General features: G+C 61.8%; 23 protein-coding genes and 1 pseudogene. 21 read left to right on the top strand and 3 right to left on the bottom strand.

From position 1 onward, the window contains the following. Positions 1-42 precede the first annotated feature (42 nt). Positions 43-1,833, bottom strand: coding sequence for an acyl-CoA dehydrogenase (locus PTE30175_RS13005; RefSeq protein ID WP_150697465.1), 1,791 nt, complete (start codon positions 1,831-1,833; stop codon positions 43-45). A 380-nt stretch (positions 1,834-2,213) separates the two neighbouring features. Between PTE30175_RS13005 and PTE30175_RS13000 the strand changes: the two genes are divergently transcribed. After that, positions 2,214-3,845 (top strand): 3-(methylthio)propionyl-CoA ligase, encoded by a 1,632-nt coding sequence (locus PTE30175_RS13000; protein ID WP_191629042.1) that lies wholly within the window; start codon positions 2,214-2,216, stop codon positions 3,843-3,845. Positions 3,846-3,854: 9 nt separating this feature from the next. On the opposite strand, the gene PTE30175_RS12995 is transcribed toward PTE30175_RS13000, so the two are convergent. Then, positions 3,855-4,853 (bottom strand): AraC family transcriptional regulator, encoded by a 999-nt coding sequence (locus PTE30175_RS12995; RefSeq protein WP_191629030.1) that lies wholly within the window; start codon positions 4,851-4,853, stop codon positions 3,855-3,857. 214 nt (positions 4,854-5,067) lie between these two features. Between PTE30175_RS12995 and PTE30175_RS12990 the strand changes: the two genes are divergently transcribed. Next, positions 5,068-6,084: a DUF2891 domain-containing protein gene (locus PTE30175_RS12990; RefSeq protein WP_150697463.1), complete on the top strand. Its 1,017-nt coding sequence runs from the start codon at positions 5,068-5,070 to the stop codon at positions 6,082-6,084. A 37-nt stretch (positions 6,085-6,121) separates the two neighbouring features. Next, positions 6,122-6,329 (top strand): annotated as a pseudogene (locus tag PTE30175_RS29320) (DUF3100 domain-containing protein); the annotation flags it as partial. Positions 6,330-6,518: 189 nt separating this feature from the next. On the opposite strand, the gene PTE30175_RS12980 reads toward PTE30175_RS29320, so the two are convergent. Further along, on the bottom strand, positions 6,519-7,424 hold the full coding sequence (locus PTE30175_RS12980) for a LysR family transcriptional regulator (RefSeq protein ID WP_150697461.1): 906 nt from the start codon (positions 7,422-7,424) through the stop codon (positions 6,519-6,521). 140 nt (positions 7,425-7,564) lie between these two features. Here PTE30175_RS12980 and PTE30175_RS12975 point away from each other — a divergent pair, with 140 nt between their 5' ends. From PTE30175_RS12975 to PTE30175_RS12890, 18 genes are all read left to right on the top strand, one after another. Continuing rightward, positions 7,565-8,608, top strand: a complete 1,044-nt coding sequence (locus tag PTE30175_RS12975; RefSeq protein ID WP_150697460.1) for a transporter substrate-binding domain-containing protein — start codon at positions 7,565-7,567, stop codon at positions 8,606-8,608. A gap of 32 nt (positions 8,609-8,640) precedes the next feature. Then, positions 8,641-9,834, top strand: a complete 1,194-nt coding sequence (locus PTE30175_RS12970) for an ABC transporter permease subunit (RefSeq protein WP_150697459.1) — start codon at positions 8,641-8,643, stop codon at positions 9,832-9,834. Beyond that, positions 9,831-10,970, top strand: coding sequence for an amino acid ABC transporter permease (locus PTE30175_RS12965; RefSeq protein WP_150697458.1), 1,140 nt, complete (start codon positions 9,831-9,833; stop codon positions 10,968-10,970). Before PTE30175_RS12970 ends, PTE30175_RS12965 begins: the two co-directional genes overlap by 4 nt. Positions 10,971-10,983: 13 nt before the next feature. Then, positions 10,984-11,742 (top strand): amino acid ABC transporter ATP-binding protein, encoded by a 759-nt coding sequence (locus tag PTE30175_RS12960; RefSeq protein WP_150697457.1) that lies wholly within the window; start codon positions 10,984-10,986, stop codon positions 11,740-11,742. A gap of 36 nt (positions 11,743-11,778) precedes the next feature. After that, positions 11,779-13,095, top strand: a complete 1,317-nt coding sequence (locus tag PTE30175_RS12955) for a serine hydroxymethyltransferase (RefSeq protein WP_150697456.1) — start codon at positions 11,779-11,781, stop codon at positions 13,093-13,095. Between the two features lie 13 nt (positions 13,096-13,108). Beyond that, positions 13,109-14,494: an L-serine ammonia-lyase gene (locus tag PTE30175_RS12950; RefSeq protein ID WP_150697455.1), complete on the top strand. Its 1,386-nt coding sequence runs from the start codon at positions 13,109-13,111 to the stop codon at positions 14,492-14,494. Positions 14,495-14,560: 66 nt separating this feature from the next. Continuing rightward, a complete protein-coding gene (locus PTE30175_RS12945) occupies positions 14,561-16,156 on the top strand; it encodes an MDR family MFS transporter (RefSeq protein WP_150697454.1) in 1,596 nt (531 codons plus the stop codon). A 3-nt stretch (positions 16,157-16,159) separates the two neighbouring features. Further along, a complete protein-coding gene (locus PTE30175_RS12940; protein ID WP_150697453.1) occupies positions 16,160-16,627 on the top strand; it encodes a MarR family winged helix-turn-helix transcriptional regulator in 468 nt (155 codons plus the stop codon). A 1,025-nt stretch (positions 16,628-17,652) separates the two neighbouring features. Then, on the top strand, positions 17,653-17,841 hold the full coding sequence (locus PTE30175_RS12935) for a Flp family type IVb pilin (protein ID WP_150697452.1): 189 nt from the start codon (positions 17,653-17,655) through the stop codon (positions 17,839-17,841). A gap of 83 nt (positions 17,842-17,924) precedes the next feature. Next, on the top strand, positions 17,925-18,476 hold the full coding sequence (locus tag PTE30175_RS12930) for an A24 family peptidase (protein ID WP_150697451.1): 552 nt from the start codon (positions 17,925-17,927) through the stop codon (positions 18,474-18,476). A 47-nt stretch (positions 18,477-18,523) separates the two neighbouring features. Then, on the top strand, positions 18,524-18,712 hold the full coding sequence (locus PTE30175_RS12925) for a Flp family type IVb pilin (protein WP_150697450.1): 189 nt from the start codon (positions 18,524-18,526) through the stop codon (positions 18,710-18,712). Positions 18,713-18,995: 283 nt separating this feature from the next. Continuing rightward, positions 18,996-20,417 carry a P-loop NTPase and SpoVK domain-containing protein gene (locus tag PTE30175_RS12920; protein WP_150697449.1) on the top strand — a complete coding sequence of 474 codons (1,422 nt, stop codon included), beginning with the start codon at positions 18,996-18,998 and terminating at the stop codon, positions 20,415-20,417. A 63-nt stretch (positions 20,418-20,480) separates the two neighbouring features. Beyond that, a complete protein-coding gene (cpaB, locus tag PTE30175_RS12915) occupies positions 20,481-21,338 on the top strand; it encodes a Flp pilus assembly protein CpaB (RefSeq protein WP_150697448.1) in 858 nt (285 codons plus the stop codon). Between the two features lie 53 nt (positions 21,339-21,391). Continuing rightward, positions 21,392-23,182 carry a type II and III secretion system protein family protein gene (locus tag PTE30175_RS12910; protein ID WP_150697506.1) on the top strand — a complete coding sequence of 597 codons (1,791 nt, stop codon included), beginning with the start codon at positions 21,392-21,394 and terminating at the stop codon, positions 23,180-23,182. A gap of 72 nt (positions 23,183-23,254) precedes the next feature. Then, a complete protein-coding gene (locus PTE30175_RS12905; protein ID WP_150697447.1) occupies positions 23,255-23,560 on the top strand; it encodes a hypothetical protein in 306 nt (101 codons plus the stop codon). Between the two features lie 28 nt (positions 23,561-23,588). Beyond that, positions 23,589-24,893 (top strand): pilus assembly protein TadG-related protein, encoded by a 1,305-nt coding sequence (locus PTE30175_RS12900; protein ID WP_150697446.1) that lies wholly within the window; start codon positions 23,589-23,591, stop codon positions 24,891-24,893. Between the two features lie 10 nt (positions 24,894-24,903). Further along, entirely contained in the window at positions 24,904-25,392 is a 489-nt protein-coding gene (locus PTE30175_RS12895) for a TadE/TadG family type IV pilus assembly protein (protein WP_150697445.1), read from the top strand. Continuing rightward, the gene (locus PTE30175_RS12890; protein ID WP_150697444.1) at positions 25,389-25,832 is read left to right on the top strand and encodes a TadE/TadG family type IV pilus assembly protein; all 444 of its coding nucleotides are present in this window, start codon (positions 25,389-25,391) and stop codon (positions 25,830-25,832) included. The genes PTE30175_RS12895 and PTE30175_RS12890 overlap by 4 nt, the downstream gene beginning before the upstream one ends. Positions 25,833-25,846 lie beyond the last annotated feature (14 nt).

Here is a 25,846-nt window from a genome sequence, read left to right as displayed (position 1 = left end):
GTCATTCGATGACACGATTGGGTCTCCTCCCTGTTCGGCCAGTCAGAACTGGTCTTCGGTCAGCGCGAGCACGCTTTCGCCGCCCTTCGCGGCGAGGATCGATGCTTCAAGGCCGCTCGCCTGCACGAGGATGTGCTCCGCATAGAACTGCGCGATCGCAATCTTCGCGTCGTAAAACATCGGATCGTCCGTGCGGTTGCGCTGTGCGACGAGCAGCGCGCGCGCCATCTGCCAGCCGCACAGCACGATACCCGCCAGTTTCAGGTACGGCACGCTGCCCGCGAACACCGCGTTCGGGTCGCGCTTCGCGTTCACGACGACGAAATCCACCACCGCTGCCAACGCGCGTGCGCCTTGCTCCAGCCGCGTCCTCATCGACGCGGCCGCTGCGCCCTCGATACCCCCCAGCGTCTCTACCGTCTTGGCAATGTCCGCCAGCAATGTCTTGGCAACGGTCCCCTCGTCGCGCACCGTCTTGCGACTCACGAGATCATTCGCCTGGATCGCCGTCGTCCCTTCGTAGATGGCGAGAATGCGCGCGTCGCGGTAATACTGCGCGGCGCCCGTTTCCTCGATGAAGCCCATGCCGCCGTGCACCTGCACGCCAAGGCTTGCGACTTCGTTGACCATCTCGGTGCTCCAGCCCTTCACGACCGGCACCAGATATTCGTAGATCGCCTGGTGGCGTGCTCGCACCGCCTCGTCGGGATGGTGATGCGCGATATCGTCATGTGCCGCCGCGACATACGACAATGCCCGCGCACCTTCTGTCAGCGCGCGCATCGTGCCGAGCATCCGCCGCACATCCGGATGCTGGATGATCGTCACCGACTGCTTCGCCGACCCGTCGACCGGGCGGCTCTGCACGCGCTCTTTCGCGAACGCCGCCGCCATCTGGTACGCGCGCTCGGCGACGCCGATGCCCTGCATGCCGACGCCGAAGCGCGCCGCATTCATCATGATGAACATGTATTCGAGACCGCGGTTCTCCTCGCCGACCAGGTAGCCGATCGCGCCACCGTGATCGCCGTATTGCAGTACCGCGGTCGGGCTCGCCTTGATGCCGAGCTTGTGCTCGATCGACACGCAGTGAACGTCGTTGCGCGCGCCGAGGCTGCCGTCGTCATTGACGAGAAATTTCGGCACGATGAACAGCGAAATCCCCTTCACGCCTTCCGGCGCGTCCGGCGTGCGCGCGAGCACCAAGTGGACGATGTTCTCGGCCATGTCGTGCTCGCCCCACGTGATGAAGATCTTCGTGCCGAAAATCTTGTACGCGCCGTTTGCCTGCGGCTCGGCGCGCGAACGCACCAACGCGAGATCGGAGCCCGCCTGCGGCTCCGTCAGGTTCATCGTCCCGGTCCACTCGCCCGAGATCAGCTTCGGTACGTAGCGTTGCTTCTGTGCTTCGCTGCCTGCGGTCAGCAGCGCCTCGATCGCGCCGTCGGTCAGCAGCGGGCACAGCGCGAACGACAGGTTCGACGCGTTCAGCATTTCGATGCAAGGTGTCGCGATCACCTTCGGCAGGCCCTGGCCGTCATACTCGACCGGGTGCTGCAAGCCTTGCCAGCCGCCGTCGGCAAACTGACGAAATGCATCCTTGAATCCGGGCGTCGCCGTAACCTCGCCGTCTTTCCAGTGGCTCGGGTTGCGATCACCCTCGGCATTCAGCGGCGCAAGCACCTCGCTGCAAAGCTTGGCCGCCTCGTCGAGTACGGCCTGCGCGGTTTCGAGATTGGCATCCTCGAAGCCCGGCAATGCCGTAACGTCTTCGAGGCCGGCCAATTCCTTCAGCACGAACAGCATGTCCTTCACGGGGGCGGCATAAGTCATCGCGTGTCTCCTGTCGCTGAATGTCCAGCGAAGATATGCGTCGCGCGACAGACTCGGCTTGCGCACGACATGATTCAGATGACGAATCGTAGCGTTCGCGACAGCCGCGTCCCTATAACAAAACCTGCCCATTCATTGACAAAATCTGCCGTCCTCCCCGATCCCCTGCAATCGACGGCCGGACACGCGCGCCTGGCGGCCGGATTGGCAGATTCGGTCAATCAATCGGCCAGTCCTGCCAGTGCCGCGTGTGCAGCGGCTCACTAGAATGAGTCGCAAAACCGATCACTTTGCCGCCCTGCGCGACGTTCGCCAGCGTCCCTCCGACACCTCGCGGTAGATCGTGGCTCATGACAAATTCAGGAGACAGACCCATGAACATGCCCGGACAGATGATGTACGCGCCGTTATTGCTGTCGTCGTTGCTTGCGCAGGCGGCGCAACGCGCGGCGGCAGTCGAAATCGTGTCGCGCCGTGTCGAGGGCGACATTCACCGCTATACCTACCGGGATTGCCACGCGCGCGCGATGCAGCTTGCCAACGCATTGACGCGCCGCGGCATTCACGGGGGCGACCGTGTCGGTACACTGGCGTGGAACGGCTATCGCCACATGGAGCTGTATTACGGCATTTCCGGCATCGGAGCGGTGTGTCACACGATCAATCCCCGGCTGTTCCCTGAGCAGATTGCGTACATCATCAATCACGCCCGCGACCGGATGATCTGTTTCGACGCGTCATTCGCGCCGCTTGTCGAGCAGATTGCGCACCAGTGCCCGCATGTCGAAACGTGGATGATGCTTGGTGACGAGGCGGCCTTGCCAGACGCGTTCGCGATACCGCTGGAAAGCTACGAGGCCTTCATCGGCGAGCATCCTGCGCAGTTCGCGTGGCCACAATTCGACGAACGCGAAGCTGCCGCCTTGTGCTACACCTCCGGCACCACGGGCAACCCGAAGGGTGTGCTGTATTCGCATCGCTCTCTCACGTTGATGGCCTACGCATCGGTGGCCCCGGATGCGCTCTGCCTCTCGGCGGCCGACACCATCGCGCCTGTGGTGCCGATGTTTCACGTCAACGCCTGGGGGCTGCCGTTTTCCGCGGCACTCGTCGGTGCGAAGCTGGTCCTGCCCGGAGCGAAACTCGACGGCGAATCCTTGTGTGCCCTGTTTGAACAGGAGGGCGTGACGTGCTCAGCGGGCGTTCCCACTGTCTGGCTCGGACTGGCGGATTATATGCGCCGTAACGACAAGCGGAGCGGGACGTTCAAACGTGCGATCGTCGGCGGTTCCGCATGCCCGCCGCAACTTGCCGGTTCGCTGGGCGAGCTCGGCATCAACGCGGTCCACGCCTGGGGCATGACCGAATTGTCGCCGGTCGGCACCGTCTGTTCGCCCTCGCACAATTACGCAGACAAGCCCGCTGACGAGCGTGCTTGCCTCGATGCGAAACAGGGCCGCGCGATCGCCGGAATCGAACTGAAGATCGTCGGCGCCGACGGCGAACCTTTGACTTGGGATGGCAAGTCCGCGGGCGATCTGATGGCGCGTGGCCACTGGGTGCTGGACCGCTACTACGGGGTGGAACAGTCGCCGTTGGAGGGTGGCTGGTTCCCGACCGGGGATGTGGCGACCATCGACGCCGACGGCTATATGCAGATTACCGATCGCAGCAAGGACGTGATCAAGTCCGGCGGTGAATGGATCTCTTCCATCGAACTGGAATGCATCGCCATGTCGCATCCGGAAGTCGAGATGGTGGCCTGCATAGCGTGTGAGCATCCGAAGTGGGACGAACGCCCGCTGTTGGTCGTCGTGCGACGTCCCGACAGTACGTTGACAGCATCGGACTTATTGGCCTTTTATGAGGGGAAGGTCGCGAAATGGTGGATCCCGGACGACGTCGTGTTTGTTTCCGAACTGCCGCTCACGGCCACTGGAAAGTTGCATAAGCTGGTGCTCCGGCAGCGCTTCGGCCAGCATTTTGTCGGCACGTGCGCCCGCCCGGCATAGGCGCGCATCTCAGGCCATCTTGCGATACGCTTGCGGCGTGCTGCCGGTCCAATGCCGGAACGCCCGGTGAAATGCAGTGGGATCGTCGAAACCGACGTCGTAGGCAATGGTGCCAATGGCGTCGGCCGATCGTGTGAGCCGCTGGATCGCGATATCGCGACGCAATTCGTCCTTGATCGCCTGGAACGTGGTGCCTTCCGCCGACAGCCGGCGGCACAACGTTCGAACGGAGTAATGCATCTCCCGTGCGACGGCCTCGATCGTCGGGACCGTCGGAAGGCAATCGGCGATGTATTGGCGCACACGGTGGCAGACCATCTGTTCGGCAAACGATACGAAAATCCAGTCCTCCGGGGCACGCGAAAGAAATATCTTCAGGTCGGATTTACGCTGCCGGATGGCCATGTCGAGATACTTCACCTCGAACGAGATGAAGGTGCGCGCGCAGTCGAATCGCACCGGGCCCGGAAAGAGGTAGAGGTAGTCGCTGGCCTGCGGTGGACGCGGGAAATCGAATTCCACCTCGAGCAGGGGGATCCTCTGGCCGATCAACCACGATGCCACCCCGTGAACGAGCTTGAGCATCAGCTCGCGACCCAGCACACTCAATGGCGGGCCGTCAGCTTTGGCCACCAGTTCTATGCGGCAGGCAGCGCCTTCACGCTGCGATTCAAACCTGAACTCATCCAGAATCAGGTGAAAGAATTGGCCGAACCGGTGTATGGCCACTTCCAGACGCGGCGCATCGAGTAGGCTCAGGCAGAGGTATTTGAGCGTGCCGTTGCGCAACGGACGGCTGAAGATCCCCGGCATTTCATCGTCGAGTTCGCTGGCGAGCAGCCGATAGAGCGTGGAAAATTGCTCCTGGGTCACCCGGGCGCCCGACTCGCGCAGCAACTCGTGCGGGATGCCCGATTGCCCGGCCAAGCGCTCGATCGCCGCAGGGTCGGCGCCGGCCAGGAAGCCGTTGACCAGTGAGATCGGTACGGTAGCGGAAAGGGGATTCAAGGGGCCGGTGTCGTCAAATCGCGAGCGCGTACGCTCGCGGTGCGTGGATGGCGTATTTTGTCATAGCTGAGGCGCCGGCAGATTTTTACCCATTTTTTGTCCTGCCGGGGCACGACGTTGGGATCGAACCTATATTTGTTTTGCCGAAGCGCGCCGTTGCTGCCCAAAGGAGCGCTCGCCTGATATTGCCGATGACGCTGCCGAGGAGTTGCCCATGACCCTGCCTCTCACGCTGACCGAAGATCTCGCTGCCCGTTTTGCCCGCATCGCACTCGGGCACGTGACGCGAGAATATCCGAACCATCTGGCCCATGCGCTTGCCGGTCCGGAAGATGTGCGCACGCCGCGCGCGTTGCATCCGGTCTTCTTCGGCAGCTACGACTGGCATTCGTGCGTCCATGGGTACTGGATGCTCGCGTATTTGCTGCGCCGGTTTCCGCAAGCGGTGCCGGCCGCGGAAATCGGCGAACTGTTCGACGCGCATCTCACCCGGGAAAATGTCGCCGGGGAGTGCGCGTATTTCGCACCGGCCACCGCGAGGGGTTTCGAGCGCCCGTACGGGTGGGCATGGCTGCTGAAACTCGCCGCCGAGCTGACGTGTCACGAAGGGCGGGGGTGGTCGGAAGCACTGACGCCGCTGGCCGAGGTGATCGTGGAGCAGTTTCGGGCGTTTCTGCCGAAGGCGGCGTATCCCGTCCGGGTGGGCACGCACTTGAACACGGCATTTGCCCTGAGAATGGCGGCGGACTATGCCGAAGCGGCGAAGGATCCGGCGTTCACGGAATTGCTCGCGAACGCCGCAAATCAGTGGTACGGGTCAGATTCGGATTGCCCGTCATGGGGCGAGCCGAACCTCGACGATTTCCATTCCCCGGCGCTGGTGGAGGCGGAGTGCATGCGGCGCCTGCTGCCGCCCGCACGGTTCCACGCCTGGTTCGACCGCTTCTTGCCCGGCGTTGCCCGGTGCGAGCCCGCCGTGCTGTTCCAGCCGCCCACCGTCACCGACCGTACCGACGGCAAGATCGCCCACCTCGACGGACTGAATTTCAGCCGGGCATGGTGTTGGCGATCGGTGGCAAGCGCACTGGCGCCTGACGACCCACGCCGCGCCATCGCGCAGACAGCCGCACAACGCCACCTTGCGGCGGGCCTGCCGCATGTCGCGGGCGACTACATGGGGGAGCACTGGCTCGCGACCTATGCCGTTGTTGCGCTGGAGGCGGGCAACTAATGTAGATCAGGCGGCGCAGCGGCGGCCGCGTGAGAGCAGCCTGATGGCGGCGGCGTCTGGAGCAATCGCGGCACAACAAACGGCCGAAGTGGCGAAGCAGGTAGCTACGTTTGCCGCAGCGAGTAACCTGATTACGAGCACGGTCGGCGTCTACTTCACGCTCTTCATCTCGCTGCCGTGCGCAGTGCGACTGTATGGATTTCTCGAGCCGAAGATTGGGCGCACTTCTCGTGCATCTGCTGCTACGACTGGCCGCAATCCCGACGCCAAAATCGAGGACGGCAGCTATTCGGTGTTTGAAAAATGGGGCACGTGGCTTGTAGTTGGTGCGGTATCCATCGTCTGCAACTCGATTCTGACGGGGGGCAGCCTGCTGGACCAGCGCCGGATAGATCGCCTCTGCGGCACCGCGTACGCCTGCTGGCACAGGGAATCTAATGAACGCCAAGGCGCGCCGCAGACCGCAGGAGTTCCTCGAGGAATACCTTCACCGCAGGATGCTCCTTTTCACCACTGCGGTATGCCACCGAAATCTTGCGGCGAGCCTCGGGTCTCAACTTGACCGCTCGCACACCAATAATCTTTTTCGTTAACCTCAGGCCTGGTGCCACGGATACGGAACAACCGGCCGACACCATCGCTGCAACCATTTCGAAGCCCTTGCAGCTTGCATTCAGTTCCGGTTCGAATCCTGTTCGGCGGCAGAGGTTCATGATGAAATCTCCAAACGCACTGGATGTCGAGTCGAGCGCCCAGGACTCGTGCTTGAGGTCCGTCACGGAAATGGAATGCCTGCGCGCGAGCGGGTGGTGGTCGGGAAGTAATGCATAGAGCACGTCTTCGGCGAGCGGTACGCGGCTAATGCCCGCCTGCTTGCCTTCGAGCAGGATCGAAAGATCGTCGATCAGGGCGACGTCGGCACGCCACGATCTGAGGGCTGCCAGACCATCCATGGGTTCCATCTCGTCCAGGATGACGTGAAGCCTGGGAAACACTTGCCGCAATGCCGTAATTGTCTGCGGAATGACCACCGATGCGATTGAGGGGAAGGCGGCGACGCGCAGGTCCCCAGCGATCTCGCGTTTCAGTTGGGCCATTTCCGATTTGGCTTCGTCCAACACCACCATCACGCGCTCGGCATAGCCGACCAGAGCCTCGCCGGCGGGCGTCAGTATCACGCCACGCCCGCGCCGCTCCGTAAGGCTCACGCCCGCCTCAAGCTCGAGCTGGGCAATCTGCTGGGAAATGGCAGAGGGCGACAGGGACAGCGCTTCCCCGGCCGCCGCCATGGTGCCGCACCGGGACAGCTCTCTCAGTATCTTCAAACGCGCCAGATCCATGCGAAAACCCTTAGGTAAATACCCGCAATAACTGAACAGTTTTTCTAACGCATCAAATAAGAAAACATCAGTAGACGTAACTATACCAATCTTCTTTAATGAGTCTTGCCGTCACCCCCACTTGAGAACAGGAGCCAGACATGAAGATTGCGGTAAACATCCTTCGCGGCCTGATTGCCGCCGCCTTCGCAGCCGTTGCCGCCGCGCCGGCGCACGCTGCGCCCTCCCTGCTGGATAAGGTCAAGCAACGTGGCGTCCTCAATTGCGGGACGGACAATGCCGCGCCGGGCTTTGGTTACCTGAACACGAAGACGGGACACCTTGAGGGGCTCGACGTCGATATGTGCAGAGCCGTCGCGGCTGCTGTCCTGGGCGATGCAAAGAAGGTGAAGTTCGTCGTCGTGACAGACAAGAGCCGGTTTAATGCGGTCCAGACCAACCAGGTCGATGTCGTGTTTGCGCATACCACGGTCAAGCCGGGACGCGAATCTGCGATTACCGTCGACTTCCTGCCGATCTATTTTTACGACGGGAACGGGGTGATGGTGAAAGGCGACAAGATCAAGAGTGTCAAGGATCTGAACGGCGCCACCCTCTGCACGACACAAGGATCCGCGACGGAACAGACGCTGTCCGCCTACATCAAGGCCGAGGGGTGGAGTCCGTCCACCAAGGTCCTGACCTACGAGAACCTCGAGAAGCTATTTGCGGCGATGGAGTCCGGTCGATGTAACGGCATGAGCACCGACCGCTCGGCCCTTGCGTCGTGGAAGGCAAACGCGCCGAAGCCGCAGGACTACAACATTCTTCCCGAGTCGCTCGACAAGTCCCCATTCGCCGGCTTCACCGTCGCCAACGATTCCCGCTGGCGCAATGCGCTGCGCTGGATCATGTTCGCGACATTCCAGGCCGAGGAAAGCAAGATCGACTCGAAGTCCGTAGCGCAGGCGCTGAAATCCAGGGATCCGTTCGTGCAGAAGTTCCTGGGCGTCAATGGCAGCTTCGGGCCGGACTTCGGGCTTCCCGCAGACTTTGTAGCGAAGATCGTTAGCCAGGTCGGCAACTACAGCGAGATTTACAACCGCAACCTCGGGCCCGGCACGCCTTACCCGATCGGCCGGAAAGGCACGTTGAATGCGCCGTGGTACGAGGGTGGTGCAGTGTACTCACCGCCCTGGATCTGAGGCTGGTCGGCGCACTTCGGAGGGGACACACCATGGAACAACCGATGACGCTCTCGCCGCCTGCCACAGGCGGTCTGCTGACACCGCGCGTGCGGACTCGACGCAAAGCCCTGTACGCGATCAAGCAAGCCGCAATCGTGCTTGCCGTCCTGGCGATAATCGCGTGGTTCGCACTCAGCGTGCGAGCGGGTCTCGCACGCAACGGGATCGCCTTCGACATGGGCTTTCTGAAGCAGGCGGCGGGATTTGACATCAGCGAAGGACTTGTCGTGGTATCCGACGGCATACGTGCATTCCAGTCCAACGACAGCAATGCCGACGCGCTGCTTGCCGGCTTCGTCAATACGCTGAAAGTGGCCAGCCTTGCGATCGTTCTCAGCACCATCCTCGGCGTACTTCTCGGGATGGGGCGAGTCGCCCACAACTGGCTCGTCCGGCAATTGTCGTTCGGTGTCGTCGAGTTGCTGCGCAATACGCCGATGCTGATTCAACTGGTGTTCTGGTACTTTGCCGTGGTGCTCAAGCTTCCACTGCTTGACAATGCCGTGCGCTGGTACGGCGGGCTGATCGCCAGCCGACAGGGCATTTTCCTGCCAGGACTCGCAATAGCCCCGGACGCCTCCGCCGCGGCAGCCTGGGCCTTGATCGGCGGATGCGTCCTGTTGGCGGGCGCCGCTGCCTTGCGCAAGTTCCGCTGGCGGCTGCTGGCTGCGGGACTGGCTGCGGTGGCCATCTCGTTCGCACTGGGATTCCCCCTGGTCCGAACCGTTCCCATGGTCAAGGGTTTCGTTGTGCAGGACGGACTGTCCCTTTCCCCTGAGTTTGTCGCGCTCCTGCTGGGCTTGACGGTCTACACGGCTGCCTTCATCGCGGAAATCGTACGCGGTGCCATCCTGGCGCTCGCCCGTGGCCAATGGGAGGCGTCGGCTGCGCTCGGCATGAGTCGTCGCACGACGTATCGCGATGTCGTGGTGCCGCAGGTATTCCGGGTGGTGCTGCCGGCCTTTGGCAACCAGTACATCAGTCTGGCCAAGACGTCTTCGCTTGGCATTGCGATCGGTTATCCGGACCTGTTCAACGTGTACGGCACTGTCGCGAACCAGTCGGGCCGTAGCCTGGAAGGCGTGATCGTGGTGATGCTGGCCTACCTCGTTCTGAGCTGGAGCATCAGCGCGTGCGTGAACCTTCTCAATCGCCGCATCGTGGCCAAAGGGGGTGTGAAATGAGCAACAACGGTCTCGTGCGCTGGTGCCGGGTCAACCTGTTCGCCAGTCCGTTTGACACCTTGCTGTCCGTGGTCTTCATCCCTGTGACGCTGGCGTTCGGCTGGCGCCTCGGTGAATGGGCACTGACGCAGGCGAAGTGGGCCATCGTCGCGGACAACCTACGCGTGCTGATGGTGGGAACTTTTCCCGGCGAGTACACCGGACGCGCCTGGTTTGCGGCGAGCATCCTGGCGGTGATGACCGGGGCAACGCTCGGTCTGGTGGCGCGGCCCCGGCGCCTTGTCCTGTTGGCGGGCGCCGTCGTCGCGGCTGCCGTGGCTTGCCTGCTTGCAGGCCTGGATCGCCTCAGCGCCTCTCTCGCCTGTCTGGCGGCGGGAATTCTGCCGTGGTATGTCGTCTCCCGCTTCGACGCAGTCCTCCGGACGACGACCAAAGCGCTGGGCCCCGCATGGCTGGCCGCCGTTGCCGCCGTCGGTGTTGCGCTTGCACCGGTCGGCATGGAGCACTGGGGTGGTCTGCTGATGAGTGTCCTGGTCACGTTGCTCGCATCGGTACTCAGCATTCCCTTGGGCGTTTTCCTCGCCTTTGGGCGCCGGAGCCGGTACGCGAGCGCCAGGGTGCTGTGCACCGGCTACATCGAACTGATGCGCTCCCTCCCTCTGATTCTGATCGTGTATTGGATCTGGGTGGTGACGCCGCTGTTGGCGCCGGAGAGCCCTGTACCGGATCTGGCCCGCGGACTTGTCGCCTTCACGCTGTTCTTCGCCGCCTACGTTGCCGAGTACGTACGCAGCGGCCTGCAGAGCGTGCCGCGCGGACAAACGGAGGCCGCGGCGTCGCTCGGAATGAGTACCGCCCAGACCAGCCGGGATGTGGTGCTGCCGCAGGCCCTTCGCGTGGTCACACCTGCGCTGGTTGGCAATGTGCTGGATATCTTCAATACCGTGCCGCTGCTCTTCATTATCGGACTGACGGACTTCCTGCGCGCCGGCCAGATGGTCCTTGTCGATCCGCAGGCGAATGGCCGGACCTACGAGATCTATCTGTTCATGTTCGCCGTCTATCTCACCGTCTCCTCCCTGATCACTTATGGCGCACGGCGCCTCGAGTTCAGGATGGCTGCCGGTCATCGCTAAACAGGAGCCCGCAATGACACCAATCGTTCAGTTGCGCAACGTCGACAAGTATTTCGGTACCGCCCATATCCTGCGCGAGCTCAATCTCGAGGTAGCGCGGGGGGAAGTCCTTGTCATCATTGGCGCGAGCGGCTCCGGGAAGTCCACGTTGATTCGCTGTGTCAATGGGCTGGAGGTATTCCAGAAGGGGCAGATCGTGGTGCACGGGTGCGAACTGCCCTGCGAGGCAGACCGTGAACTGGGTGAGGAAAAGCGCCTGGCGGGAGTACGGCAGCGCGTCGGCATGGTTTTCCAACAATTCAATTTGTTCCCGCACAAGACTGTTCTGGAGAACATCTGTCTCGCACCGATGCGTGTCAAGCGCAAGCCGCAGGCCGAGGCGGAAGCCGTCGCGATGAAACTGCTCGATCGCGTAGGCCTCGCCGAGCATGCGCAGAAGTACCCGGGACAGTTGTCAGGCGGACAGCAGCAGCGCGTAGCCATCGCGCGGGCGCTGGCCATGGAACCGGAGGTCATGCTGTTCGATGAGCCCACTTCCGCCCTCGATCCGGAGATGGTCGGAGAGGTCCTGGATGTGATGCGCGAGCTTGCCGCGGAAGGCATGACCATGATGATCGTCACCCATGAAATGGGCTTTGCACGAGAGGTTGCCAATCGCGTCGTCTTCATTGACCGGGGGAATGTGCTCGAACAAGGCACGCCCGCACAAATATTCGATGCACCCAAAGAGGAGCGGACCCGCGCATTTCTTGGCCGTGTACTCAAGCACTGACATCGGTACGAACTGACTTACCTAGAGGAGTTTCCCATGCTGAATCCCCGTCCGTGGGTGCCGGAAGGCCCCGAGCACTACATCCACGCCCTGGCTCAACGCTTTGCTGCCCAGACGCCTGACCAGAACGAGCGCGACCTGCTCGCCTTCGTCGAGGAGAACCGCGTCATTCATGAGCGCGATTGCTTTAACCTGAACCCGGCAACGAATGCGATCAGCCCCAAGGCAGAGGCGCTCCTGGCGTCGGGCGTGGGATCGCGCCCGTCGTTGGGCTATCCCGGCGACAAGTACGAGATGGGGCTCGAAGGCGTCGAGAAAATCGAGATTCTCGCGGCGGAACTGGTTGCCGAGGTGTTTGCGGCGCAGTACGCGGAGATTCGTGTGGCATCGGGCGCGCTTGCCAATTTGTACGCATACATGATCGCAGCACGGCCGGGCGATACCGTCTTCGTGCCAAGCGCAACGGTCGGCGGCCATTTCAGCCACCACGCCATTGGCGCAGCCGGCATGTACGGGGTCAAGCCCTATCTGATGGCGTTTGATGCGGACCGCTACACCGTCGACGTCAACAAACTGCGCGAAGACGCCAGGCGGCTGAGGCCAAGGATGATCACGATCGGGAACAGCCTGAACCTGTTCCCGCACCCGATCAAGGAAGTACGGGAGATTGCCGACGAGATCGGCGCGATCGTCCTGTTCGATGCGGCGCACCTCTGCGGACTGATCGCCGGTCACGCCTGGCAGCTTCCGCTTGACGAAGGTGCGCATCTGATGACGATGAGCACGTACAAGAGCCTGGCAGGCGCTGCCGGTGGCCTGATCGTCACCAATGACGCGGACATTGCCAAGCGCCTCGATGCGGTCGCCTACCCCGGGATGACGGCCAACTTCGACGCGGCGCGCTCGGCGTCGATCGCCATGACGATGCTGGACTGGCAGGTCCACGGTCGTGAATACGCTGCTGAGATGGTGCGGACCAGCAAGGCATTCGGTCAGGCGCTGGTTGACGAGGGATTGCCGGTCTTCGCACGGGATCGCGGCATCACCACGTCGCATCAGTTTGCCGTGGAGGCACACCCGTTCGGCGGCGGCCAGGCAATGGCCAAGCTGCTGCGACGTGCCAACATCCTGGCATGCGGAATCGGCCTGCCGCTTCCCGAAATCGACGGGGACGTCAACGGGCTGCGCATGGGCACCCCGGAACTGGTCCGTTGGGGCATGCGCTGCGAGCACATGCCGCAGTTGGCAAAGTTCATTGCCGATGTGCTGCTCGGGCGTCAGGCGCCGGAGGCTATCGCGCCCGCTGTCAGCGACTATCGCAGCCAGTTCAACAAGCTGCATTATCTGCGCTAAGGCGGAGGTCCCCGTGGCAGTCAGCGTATTCGATCTGTTCAAGATTGGCATTGGTCCTTCCAGTTCCCACACCGTCGGACCGATGCGCGCGGCGCTCACCTTCGTGCGTGCGCTTGAGGATAAGGATTTGATCCCGCGCGTCCATGGCGTGCGGGCGGAGTTATACGGATCACTCGGCGCCACGGGAAAGGGCCACGGCAGCGACGTTGCGGTGCTTCTCGGCCTCTCCGGTCACGAACCGGATACCGTCGACGTGGACGCGGTGCCGGGCATCGTGGCAAGCATTCGCAGTGCGCGGAGCCTTTGCCTGGCCGGAAGGCATCGCGTGGGCTTCGACGAGCGCCGGGATATGCAGTTCCATCGTCGGGCCCTACCCCTCCATGCGAACGGGATGCGCTTCACCGCCCTGGATGTGCGGGGCGAATCCTTGCACCTGGCGACCTACTACTCTGTGGGAGGAGGCTTTGTCGTCGGCGAGGCGCTGATGACCAACGCGACGCCGGATTCTCGCTCGTCTACGGACGCCAGCGGCCTGCCGTTCCCGTTCAGGACTGCGGAAGAACTGTTGGCATTGACCCGCCTTCACGGCCTCAGTATTGCCGAAGTGATGCATCGCAATGAAAGGCTGTGGCGCGACGATGGCGACACGGACGCCGGGCTTCTCGAGATCTGGAGCGTCATGCAGGCTTGCATAAAGCGGGGGTGCGAGGCGGAGGGCACACTGCCCGGACCCCTCAAAGTACGCAGGCGGGCAGCGGCACTGGCTCGGCGACTCCAGTCACGTAGTCCTGATGCCTCGGATCCGCTTGATGCGATTGACTGGGTCAATCTCTTCGCGCTTGCCGTGAACGAAGAGAACGCATCGGGAGGCAGGGTAGTGACTGCCCCGACAAACGGTGCAGCGGGGATCATTCCTGCAGTGCTGCAGTACTACCTGAAGTTCGTCCCCGGTGCATCAGAGCACGGGATCGTCGAATTCCTGCTGACGGCGGCGGCGATTGGCATCCTGTACAAAGAGAACGCATCCATCTCCGGCGCTGAAGTCGGATGCCAGGGGGAGGTGGGTGTCGCATGCTCCATGGCGGCGGCTGGCCTGTGCGCGGTGATGGGCGGCACACCCGAGCAGGTCGAGAATGCTGCCGAGATCGGCATGGAGCATCATCTCGGCCTCACCTGCGATCCGGTTGGCGGACTGGTACAAATTCCGTGCATTGAGCGAAATGCGGTCGCCTCGGTGAAAGCCATCAACGCCGCGCGGATGGCATTGCATGGAGACGGAATCCACCACGTCAGTCTCGACAAGGTCATCAAGACAATGCGGGAGACGGGCGCTGACATGAAGACGAAGTACAAGGAGACCGCGCGCGGCGGTCTTGCCGTCAACATCATCGAATGCTGAGGGCGCAACGGAAGGTGTCGGACTGTGCTAAAATGATTGATATATCAATCGTTGATAGATCCAAAAATGTCCCCCACGCCTTCCGCTCAGCATTCCGCGGGTCAGGTGCTGCCGTTCCGGCAGTCGCTGCTCGCCATGCTGGGTGTGTGTTTCGTCACCATGATGGTGGCGCTCGATCAGACCGTCGTCGGCACTGCCTTGCCGACCGTCGTCGCCGAACTCAAGGGCTTTGAGTACTACGCCTGGGTCGCCACGGCGTATCTGCTGACCTCCGTCATCACCGTCCCGATCTTCGGCCGGCTCGGCGACTTTTACGGGCGCAAGCCGTTCGTCATCGCCGCGATTGTCATCTTCACTGCGGCGTCCGTGCTGTGCGGCGCCGCCAACAGCATGCTGTTCCTCGTCGTCGCCCGCGCGCTGCAAGGCATCGGTGGCGGCATGCTCGTCGGCACCGCCTTCGCCTGTATCCCCGAGCTGTTCCCAGACTCGCATGTGCGCCTGCGCTGGCAGATCATGCTCAGCTCCGCTTTCGGCATTGCCAATGCCGTTGGCCCGTCGCTCGGCGGCTTTCTCACCGGCGCCTACGGCTGGCGCTCAGTGTTCTACGTCAACCTGCCGGTCGGTTTGCTGAGCCTCTGGTTCGTTGTGCGCCATCTGCCGCATTTGCGCTCCGGCGAACACGGTAAGGCGGGTCTCGACTGGCCCGGCGCGCTGCTCATCGCCATCGCGCTCGGCGGTCTGCAGATGCTCGTCGAATGGCTCCCGACCGATGGCTTCACCCCCACCGTCGTCGCGCTCGGGGTCGTCAGTGTTGCCGCGCTTATCGGACTCCTCTGGTGGGAGCCGCGTTGCTCACATCCGATTCTGCCATTCGAGATGTTCCGCAACCGTAGCCTCGCCGCGTTGTTTGTCCTCTCGCTGTTTGCCGGCTTCACAATGTTCGGCATCCTGTTCTACGCGCCGTTGCTGCTGCAAGGCGGCTTCGGCCTTGCGCCGCAAGAGGCCGGGCTCCTCATTACGCCGATGGTCGTGTGCATCACCGTGGGCAGCATCGTCAACGGGCGAATCGTCACACGCATTCCAAATCCGAACGTCATGCTCTACGGCGGCTTCCTGCTGATGGCGCTCGCCTGCGCCGGGGTTGTCACGACACATCGCGGCACGCCGCACGGCCTCGTCGCCGGCTACATGCTGCTCGCCGGGCTCGGGCTCGGCTTCGTCATGCCCAACCTCACCGTGTTCGCGCAGGAAACGGCTGGCCGCGCCCACCTCGGCATTGCCACCGCATTGCTACAGTCGGTGCGCATGATCGGCGGGATGCTCGGCACCGCGCTGGTGGGCACGCTGGTCAAGCACAGCTATACGAGCCACGTCACCGCGACGCTGGAGGCCGGCGGCGGCAAGCAATGGGCCGCCGAGCTCACGGATCCGCAAATCCTTGTGAACACCGCCTCGCAACACGACTTCCTGACGCGTCTCGCGCACATGGGGCAGGACGGCGCACCGCTGATCGAATCGGCGCGCCAGGCGCTCGTCGCCGCGATTCACAACGGCCAGATGATTGCGATGGCCGTCGCGCTTGTCGGCTTGTGGTATGTTCGCCGCGTTCCGCCGATCCGCCTGTCGCGCGGCGCCAAGCCCGTCGCCCCGGTCGGGGAGTAAGTCATGCCTACGCCACAGAAACTCAACGTGATCCAGCAACTCGGCCAAACCTATCGCGCCATGATGGCCGCCTTCGATTCGCAAGTTGGCCATCCGCTGCCGCGCTGGCGCATCCTGCTCGCGCTGTCCGAGCACGGACGCTCCTCGCAGAAGTTTCTGGCCGAGCACTGCCGCCTCGATCCGGCATCGCTCACGCGCCAACTGCAAGCCATGGAAAGTCTCGGCTGGCTCTCGCGCGCCACCGACGAGAACGATAACCGGCTGACGAACGTGACGCTCACGCCCGCGGGTCTTGCGGTCGTTGACGAAGCCATGCCGCGTCGCGCCGCGTTCTTCGATCATGCGCTGGATGGACTGAACGCCCAGCAGATCGAAGCGCTCAGCGAAGCCCTCAGCCATCTCGAAACACGTTTCAAGCAGGTTCAGCAGAAAGACGCTGCGGTGGCGAAGGAAAAGGTTAGAGAAGGTTAACCCGCGCCATCGCCACGACATGTCGGATGCCGCGGTGCTGGTGCCGATGCCGTCCTCGTGGTCAGCGAAACCTGCTCAGGTCGCGCTAGGACATTACATCGGCATACTGCCGGAGCGGCGGGAACACCGGCTCGCAACTTCGATCGCGATCCAAAGAAACCCGTACGGTTCAGAAGCCCGCTCGATTCGTATGAAGGGGGCGCCCCAACGACCGGGACCATCTCCAATTTCACTTTTGTAACAAATTGATACATTGTCCCCAAGCATCGCGTGAAAGTACGCCGGCGGGGCACTTCGTCAGTGTTTCTCCCAATCAGATCATTCGGCGTTCTCGCCGGGCATGAGACGTACGGCGGACTAAACGATTCGCCCGCTGCACGCCGTCCGCCGGGCATTCTTACCCGGTTCAGGGTAACTTTTGCGCGCCGTACCTTCTGCTGGCAACCGTCGGCCCACTCCGGCCGGCGCCGCCCCGGCTACTGCGGTGTTAACCCGGTCCTTGAAAGACGGTGTCCCCTGCAAGGAAGCATTTTTCCTACGCGTCGGTAAATCATTTTTTTAGCGTTTCAGGCGATTTCGCGAAAGCCTGTATCAGAAGTGAAACGTTTCCCGCGACGCCAGCACGTTTAGGTAGTTCACTCGCCTGAACATTCAACGTCATCAACTCTTTTCAATGCCTGGCACGCGCATTGCGTTATGTCATGCGCCGACGGCACACCGTTGAGCTGTACGGAGTGCAACGGTTTCGGGGACCGCAGAACTGCTGACGGGGAAACAATTCTGCGGTGTCGAAGGCGGGGATAGAGATGGCCGGGCTCGGCGTAAATCGAAGTCCCTTTAAGTGGCAGTGTCGGACGGGAAGAACCATGAGGGCGCGGCGTCAAGACAATGCGCTTCGGTATCGAACCGGACGGCTAAGCCGATCGTGGTCGTGCAACCAATGGCGGCCTGTCATCAATGCTCGGTCCCGCAGCGGGCATGTTTTGAGTGCTTGAGTAAAAAACTTCTTTTTCAAGGAGCTCCAAATGCAAAAAACTCTCAACCTGATTCGTGACTTTCTGCGCGAAGAAGATGGTGCGACGGCGATTGAATATGGCTTGCTGGCAGCATTGATTTCGGTCGCCATCATCATCGCAACGACCGGTGTAGGAAACGCTCTGAATAACGTATTCAATTTTGTTTCGGGGCGATTGAACGGGGCCGTGCCTGCTTAATTGGACCTCCGAAAGGGAGCGGCCCGTTCCTCCTTCGGGCCCGCTCTCGGTCCAATTGTGGCGAAATCGGAGCGAGGAATGCCATGAACGCTTTTCAATTTCCCGTGGGCGTGTGCCTGCTGGCGCTGGTCGCGACGGCCGCGGGCTGGGATTTGCACTCTCGCCGTATTCCGAACTGGTTGGTGCTGTTGGGGGGGGCGGTGGCGCTGGCGGTGCAAGTGCACCTCTTCGGCTTGGCCGATGGGGCGGGCCGGTGGGCACTTGGGGCGCTAATCGGCGGTGGCTTGTTTTTTCCCCTGTTCATGTTGCGCGGCATGGGTGCGGGGGACGTGAAACTGATGGCGGCGGTCGCCGCATTTGTCGGGCCCGTCGTGGGGCTGGAAATTGTGCTGCTGACCTGCGTGATGGGTGGCGTGTGGGCGGTGACGATGATCGTATACAAGCGTGCCGTGAAAGCCACGGGAGCAAATATGCTGACCGTGCTACTGCAGGCGGGCATCCGCGGGCAGGAAGGCAACCGTGCACCGGATACGCATGCCGTGTTTGCGTCGGTTGGGTCAATGCCGTATGGCGTGGCCATCGCGTTGGGCACGTTAGCGGTGATGTACGTGGAAACGGTGTACGGGGCATTTTGATAATTTCTAGGACTTGAGTAAGTAACTTCTTTTTCAAGGAGCTCCAAATGCAAAAAACTCTCGACCTGATTCGTGACTTTCTGCGCGAAGAAGATGGTGCGACGGCGATTGAATATGGCTTGCTGGCAGCTTTGATCTCGATCGCCATCATCATCGCAACGACCGGTGTAGGAAACGCTCTGAATAACGTATTCAATTTTGTGTCGGGGCAATTGAATGGGTTCGTGCCTGGTTAATCGGACTTCCGAAAGGGAGCGGCGCGTTCCTCCATCGGGCCTGCTCCCTGAACGGTGTACCGGATACGCGTGCGATGTTTGCGTCGGTTGCGTCAATGCTGTACGACGTGGCCGTGGCGTCGGGCACGTTGGGCGTCATGTACGTGGAAACGGTGTACGGGGCATTTTGATAGCGAGTGAACTCGCCATTCTGTAGCGACAAGAGCGACAAGAGCCTCGAAACGAAGCACATTGCAACAAGGCAGCAGGCCCGCGCGTGGCGTGGGTTCACCGGGGAAAGAACATGACAGAAAAATGGAAATCGGCGCCGGGTGCACCGGCCGATGTCAGCCGCCTGCAAGATGCCAGCAGTGCGCGTCACAAGCTGGACGCTGGCGAACGGATTGTGGCGCGTGCGCCGCGCACGATCGCCGATACGGGGCTCGATCAAAATTTTCTGCTGGAGTTGATTGCCAAGAGCACTCTCCTGCTTGGCAAAGTGTCCCTGACCCAATTGGTTCAGCGCCTCAAGCTCGGCGCCGGCGTACTCGATAGCGTGGTGGCTTTCGCAGTGCGCGAACGCGTGATGGAGATTGTGCGCCGCGGCGCGAACGATATTGACGTCGAGCTTCAGCTGACAGACAACGGACGCGTGCGCGCGACCGAATACATGGCGCGTTGCCGCTATGCCGGCCCCGCGCCGGTGGCGCTTGCCACATACGAGGAAGTGATTCTCCGGCAATCGGTGCGGCAGATCCAGGCCACGCGCGCCAGCGTGCGCGCCGCCTTTGCCGGGTTGACGGTCAAGCCGGCGTTGCTCGACGATATTGGCGGCGCGGTCAACAGCGGCAAGCCCGTGATTTTCTTCGGCCCGCCAGGGAGCGGAAAAACGTCGCTTGCCGAAAGACTGGGACGGCTGCTGCCGGGCCGCGTGGCCGTGCCATACGCGATCGCGATAGAAAACGAGGTGATTCAGGTTTTCGATCCGCTCATACACGAGCCGTGCGAAACGGCGGGGCTCGATGGCGCATTGAGCCCTCAAGCGGATGCCCGGTGGCAAATATGTCGGCGCCCTACCGTGCTTTCCGGTGGCGAACTGACGCTTGACATGCTGGAGTTGCGCTACGACGCGGTCAGCGGCTTTTACCAGGCGCCGCCGCATGTCAAGGCCAATGGCGGCTTATACATTGTCGACGACCTCGGGCGCCAGCGCGTGGCGCCGGCCGATCTGCTCAACCGCTGGATCGTGCCCTTCGATCGCGGTCGCGACATGCTTACCCTGCGCACAGGGTTGCGCTTCTCGCTGCCTTTCGATGTCTGGGTCGGGTTTTCGAGCAATTTCGCCCCCGAGGAACTTGGCGATGAGGCATTTTTCCGCCGCCTCGGTTGCAAGCTGTATATCGGCCCGCTCGATGTCGCGGAATATCGCTCCGTGTACGACATGCGCTGCAAGGAGCTTGGCGTTGCGTCGGATGACGAGGCGTTCGAATTCCTCATTCATCGCCTGCACGTACCTGCCGGCCGGCAACTGCTGGCTTGTTATCCCGGCGATCTGTTGCGTATCGTGCTGGCCAATGCCAGCTACTTCGAACAACCCGCCGTGGCGGACGGACCGAGCTTGTTGCGCGCCTGGAACAGCTACTTCGCGGTAGTCGGCGAACACGAAAATCAGCCACCGCCGCAGGTTGGCGCGGAGTGGCAGCCAAAAAAAGTCGCGGCCGGTTAAGTGACCGGTTAAGCGGCCGGAAGTGATAGTCAGAAAACAGGTCACGCATCATGGAGGTTCAGCATGAAAAACGTACGCGCGGTGGTGATGTTATTGGTCGCGGCGGTCGCAGGGCTTGGCGCGGTAGGGATGGCGTCGCGCTGGCTGATCGATAAATCGTCGGGAATGACAACAAAAGTCGCAGTCGCAAGCCTGGATATCAATCTTGGCCAGCGTCTCAATCCTGAGTTCATCAAGATGGTCGACTGGCCGGCGGGGAGCATCCCTGACGGCGCCTTCAGCGACGCTCAGCGGCTCGACGGTCGCGTCATGAAGAACAGCGCGCTGCGCGGCGAGCCGATTCTCGAAGGCAAATTGACGCCGGTCGGCACGCAGGGCGGACTGTCGGCGGTCATTGCAGAAGGCAAGCGAGCGATCACGGTGCGTGTCAATGACGTGATTGGCGTAGCTGGCTTTGCCTTGCCCGGCAACTATGTCGACATTATCGTCAGTACGCAGCAGGACAAAGGCGCTGATAGCAAAACGAGCAAAGACGAAAGCATTTCCAAGATCGTGCTCGAAAAAATTCTGGTGCTCGCCGTCGCACAGGAAGTCGGCCGTGACGAAACCAAGCCCAAGGTGGTGAACGCGGTCACGCTGGAAGTCACGCCGGAAGAGGCCGAAAAGCTCGACCTGGCCCGCAGCGTCGGCACGCTATCGCTGGTGCTGCGCAATCAGGTCGAGCTGAAGCCTGTGGTCACGGCAGGTGTCACCAAGGATGTGTTGCTGGGTGAAGCCAAGCAGCCGGAACGGCCGGCGGCACCGAGCGTACATCCCGTCGTAAAAGCAAAAGCGCGGCGTGTCGTGACCGCGCAGGCGGCACCGCGTGGCGACTGCGTTGGCGTCATCACGGGCACACAAAACAGCCACGAGTGTTTCTGAAGCGTTAGCGCAGGAAGAGGGAAAGATCTCACCGGGGGATAAACATGGACCGCATGAACAATAAGCGCTCGGCGCTCGACGCGATAAATCGGTTTGGCCAGGGTGGCACGACCCGATGGGGGCTGGCAGCATGCGCAGTGATGTGGGCGGGGGCGGCGGCTGCACAGGCTGTCGTGGAGCCTGGCGCGTTGCAAAAAAACAGCCCGCCGCCGCATTCGGTCAGGGCGGTGAGTCCCGGCCAGGTTCAGGTGACGATCGGCATGGCCAATGCTGCCGAGCCGCCCGCACCCGGATCGAAGGGACCCAACTGTGTGGGCGAGATGCGCGAGGCAAGCCATGTCACGGTGCCGGTGGGCAAATCGACCATCATTAATCTGCCGGAGCCGGTGCGTAACCGCACCGTAGGCAATCCGCACATCCTGCAGGCCATGCTGGTGTCGTCACGCTCGCTCTACTTGTTGGGCTTGTCGGTAGGCTCGACCAATATGATCGTGCAAGGCCGAAGTGGCACGTGCTCGGTGATCGACGTGGCGGTGGGCGCGGACCCGGGCGGGGTGCAGGCCGCGCTCGCTGAACTGATGCCCGACGAAAAGAACGTGCGTGTCTACTCGGCGGCCGACAGCCTCGTGTTGTCCGGTACTGTGTCCGACTCTCTCAAAGCACAGCGAGTGGTTGAGATCGCCAACGCATTCGCGCAGAGAGCATCCAGCAGCGTGGATTCGGGCAACGGCGCAGGCACGCAACCTGGCGGCGGTCCTGCGCAATATGGCGGCGGCGCAAGTGGGGGCCAAGGCGAAGGCAAGAGTGCCCGAATCGTGAACATGATGGGCATCGCCGCCCCGCAACAGGTCATGCTCGAAGTGAAGGTGGCTGAGGTATCCAAAACCCTGATCGACCAGTTGGGCGCCTCAGCGGACATCAACGGCGCTTTCGGCAGTTGGTCATTCGGCCTGCTCGCCAATTTCCTGAGCGGGTCGTCGGGCGTGGTCAGCGCTGTCAAGAACAACCACCTGCCACTCAACTTCAATCTTGACGCCGAAAAGCGTGACGGCCTGGTGAAGATTCTTGCCGAACCGAACCTGATGGCCATCAGTGGTCAGACCGCGAGTTTCCTCGCAGGCGGCAAGGTGTTCATCCCCGTGCCGCAGAGCAATGGCACGGGCGGCTCCACCATCGTCTTGCAGGAAGAGCAGTTCGGTGTCGGCCTGAAATTTACGCCGACGGTCCTCGATGGCGGGCGCATCAACCTGCAGGTCGCGCCCGAGGTGTCGGAGTTGTCGACCACCGGCGTAACGCTGACGGCGCCAAACGTCAGCGGCAGCACCATTTTGCCGCTCATCAACACCCGCCGCGCCTCGACGACCGTGCAATTGCGTGACGGCCAGAGCTTTGCGATCGGCGGCCTGATCAAGAACAACATTACCAGTAATGTCAAGGCGCTGCCGGGGCTGGGCGAGGTGCCGGTGCTGGGGGCGCTGTTCCGCAGCACGAACTTCCAGCAGGACAAGACCGAACTGGTGTTTGTGATAACCCCGCGCCTGGTCAAGCCGCTTGACCCGAATTATCCGTTGCCGACCGACACGTTTGGCCAAACAAATACCGCGGGTGTATTGCTGCTGGGAGACATGGAAGGGCGGAAAAAGGCGCCGGCACCCGCGGGCACCGCGGTATCGCCTCTGTCCCAACAGCCTGCGCAGCCGGCAGTGCAACCCGCAACGCCGCCCGCGGCGCCGCCAACCGTGCCAACCGTGCCGCCCGAGGCCTCTCGCGACGTACCGGCGATCCCGCAACGTGTGGAATCGACGGCGGTGATCGTGAAGCCGCTCGAAAGCGGAACGAATTAAGTTGGGCCGGAGACACCGGTGCTCGAACCAGATATGCGTGCCTTTTCACTTTCAGGATATACGGGGGCAACCATGAAACGCCTATTCATACTTATGCGAGTCGGTATCGGCGCGTGCATCGGCAGCGCGCTGACCGGGTGCTACACGTCTACACCGCAATGGGATGCGCAATTCGGGAATGCGGTGACGCAAGTCAGGGCGATGCAGACGTTGAATCCAGGCGCATCGCAAGACCGGGATCCAGTGCTGGGTATCGACGGCAAGGCCGGCAACGAGGCCATGAACCAATATGACAAGTCGTTCCGCTCTCCCTCGGGCGACGCGAATGCATATGTGATTGGCGTGGGGACGGGTGGAAGCGGGGGCGGTTCCCGTTAATTCGTGGCGAGCATTCGGAGGGGGTGCCATGCATGCGACAGTCAAAAATGGTCGGCCGCGCCGTGCGCCGACGAGCGGCTCGCCGAAGCGGCAGCGCGGGGTGATCGCGATCATGGTCGGCCTGATGCTGTTCATGCTCATCGGGTTTGCCGGTATCGCCATCGATCTCGGCAAACTGTATATCGCCAAAAGCGAGCTGGCGAATGCCGCCGATTCGTGTGCGCTGGCGGCGGCACGGGATCTGACGAAGGCGGTTTCGCTGGCAGCTTCCGAAGCGGCAGGCATCACGGCGGGCACGCGCAATCGCGTGTTGCTCCAGAGTGAGGACGTATCGCTTTCGACGGATAGCTCCGTCACGTTCAGCAAAACGTTCAACGGGACCTATCAGACCAAAGGCCAGTATTCCGCGGCGGACCTGCCGAGCATCAGTTATGTCCGATGCACGGCGCAGCGTACCGGCATTGCCAACTGGTTCATGGGCGTTGCGCGTGCCGCGCTGGGTTCGTCGGCCGTTGCGGCCACGGCTGTGGCCTCGACCACCCAAGCGCAAACGACATGCGCTCTGCCGGTATACATTTGCCAGCCGCCCGCGCCAGCGACCATCAAGCCAGGCGACTGGATGTGCAGCAAGGTCGGCCCGGGGTCTCCACCGCCGTGCGACAAGATCAAAGGCAATTTCGGCTGGGTCGACTACACGGGTGGCGGTGCGAATGCAATCAAGGGTCTGCTCACGGGTTCCGGGCAATGCAATCTGCCAACCGGCCCGACACTGAATACTCAGACAGGGAACATCCAGGCCGCCGCTGACGCATGGAATACCCGCTTCGGCATATACAAAGGCGCGTATAAGGGGCCAAGTGACGGCGCGTCCGATTTCGCGGGCTTTGCTTACACACCGACTGATTGGACTACAAATGGAAATGCCTATTGGGGCACGTCGAGCGATGCCTACTCGGATTTCGTGAGTAAGCGCAAGCTGTTCAAAGCGTACCAGGGCGACAATAGTGCTGGCTTGCTCACCACCGACGGAAACGCCAGTCCACCGGCGAACAGCGATTATGTCAATGGCGCTGACCGCCGGCTCGCGATTGTTCCGGTCGTAGACAATTGCAGTGGCGTCGCCGGGAAATCACAAATCACTGTAACGTCGTGGGCCTGCATTCTGATGCTGCACCCGATGACGTCGAATCCAATCAAGGATCCGCTGCAGGGTGAGGTCATACTCGAATATCTTGGTGATGCCAGCGATTCAAACACCCCTTGCGCGACGCAGGGCATACCCGGCACCAACACCGTCGGGATCGGGCCGAAAGTGCCCGTATTGGTGCAGTAGGGGAGCCATCATGAATCATCGCCTTTATCGTATTCGACGCATGCGTGGGGCCGTGGCGGTCGAGTTCGCCCTGGTCGCGATTCCCATGGTGATTCTGCTGATGGGTATCGCCGAAGTGGGTCATGCGTTTTATCAGTACAACACGATCGTCAAATCAGTGCGCGATGCGGCACGCATGTTGTCGGCCTACAGTCCAGCGCAATCCGACTACCCCATGGCGAGCGCTCGATGTTTGGTCGTTTACGGTAACAGCGCTTGTTCCGGTCCGCAATTGGTCCCCGGGCTAACGACCAATATGGTGGTGATATGCGATGAGATCAATACCACCGGCTGCACCGGGCAATTCAAAAACGTGACAACCACGCCGGGTGGCAACACGATCAACCTGGTGCAGGTAACGGTTACGGGATACCCCTACTCGCAACTTACAGCGTTCTTCCCGCAGTTTAGCCAATTGACCTTTGACGATATCAGTTCCGTGATGAGGCAGGCGCTATGAACACGTTCAACAAGCATCGGCGCCCCGGCACTCGGCGTCAGCGAGGCGCCGCCGCGATCGATTTCGCCCTGGTTTCGTTGGCCTTCTTTCCGCTGCTGATCGGCGTCATGGAAATGGGGCGTGTGCTTTTTTACTGGAATACCGTGGGCGAAGCGACCCGCCTCGGCGCCCGAATGGCGGTGGTGTGCGACATTGAACCGATGCCGCTGACGGCGTCCAGTCCTCTGTACATAAAAATGCAGCAGATGTTGCCCATTCTGCAACCCGGCAACATCAACGTGGCTTACACGTCGGTCTCAGTCACAGTCAGCATCGCCGGTGTCTCGATCAATACGGCGGTGCCCTTTACTCGATTCACGGTGACGATGCCACCATTCACGACGACGTTGCCCACGGAAAGCCTGAATAGCGTGGGCGGCACGAATCCCACCTGCAGTTAGCGCACGCCTCATTT

It is taken from the genome of Pandoraea terrae, from assembly GCF_902459695.1.
Classification (GTDB): domain Bacteria; phylum Pseudomonadota; class Gammaproteobacteria; order Burkholderiales; family Burkholderiaceae; genus Pandoraea; species Pandoraea terrae.
Note: the sequence above shows the minus strand (reverse complement) of the source record. Positions and strands in the feature narration are given on the sequence as shown.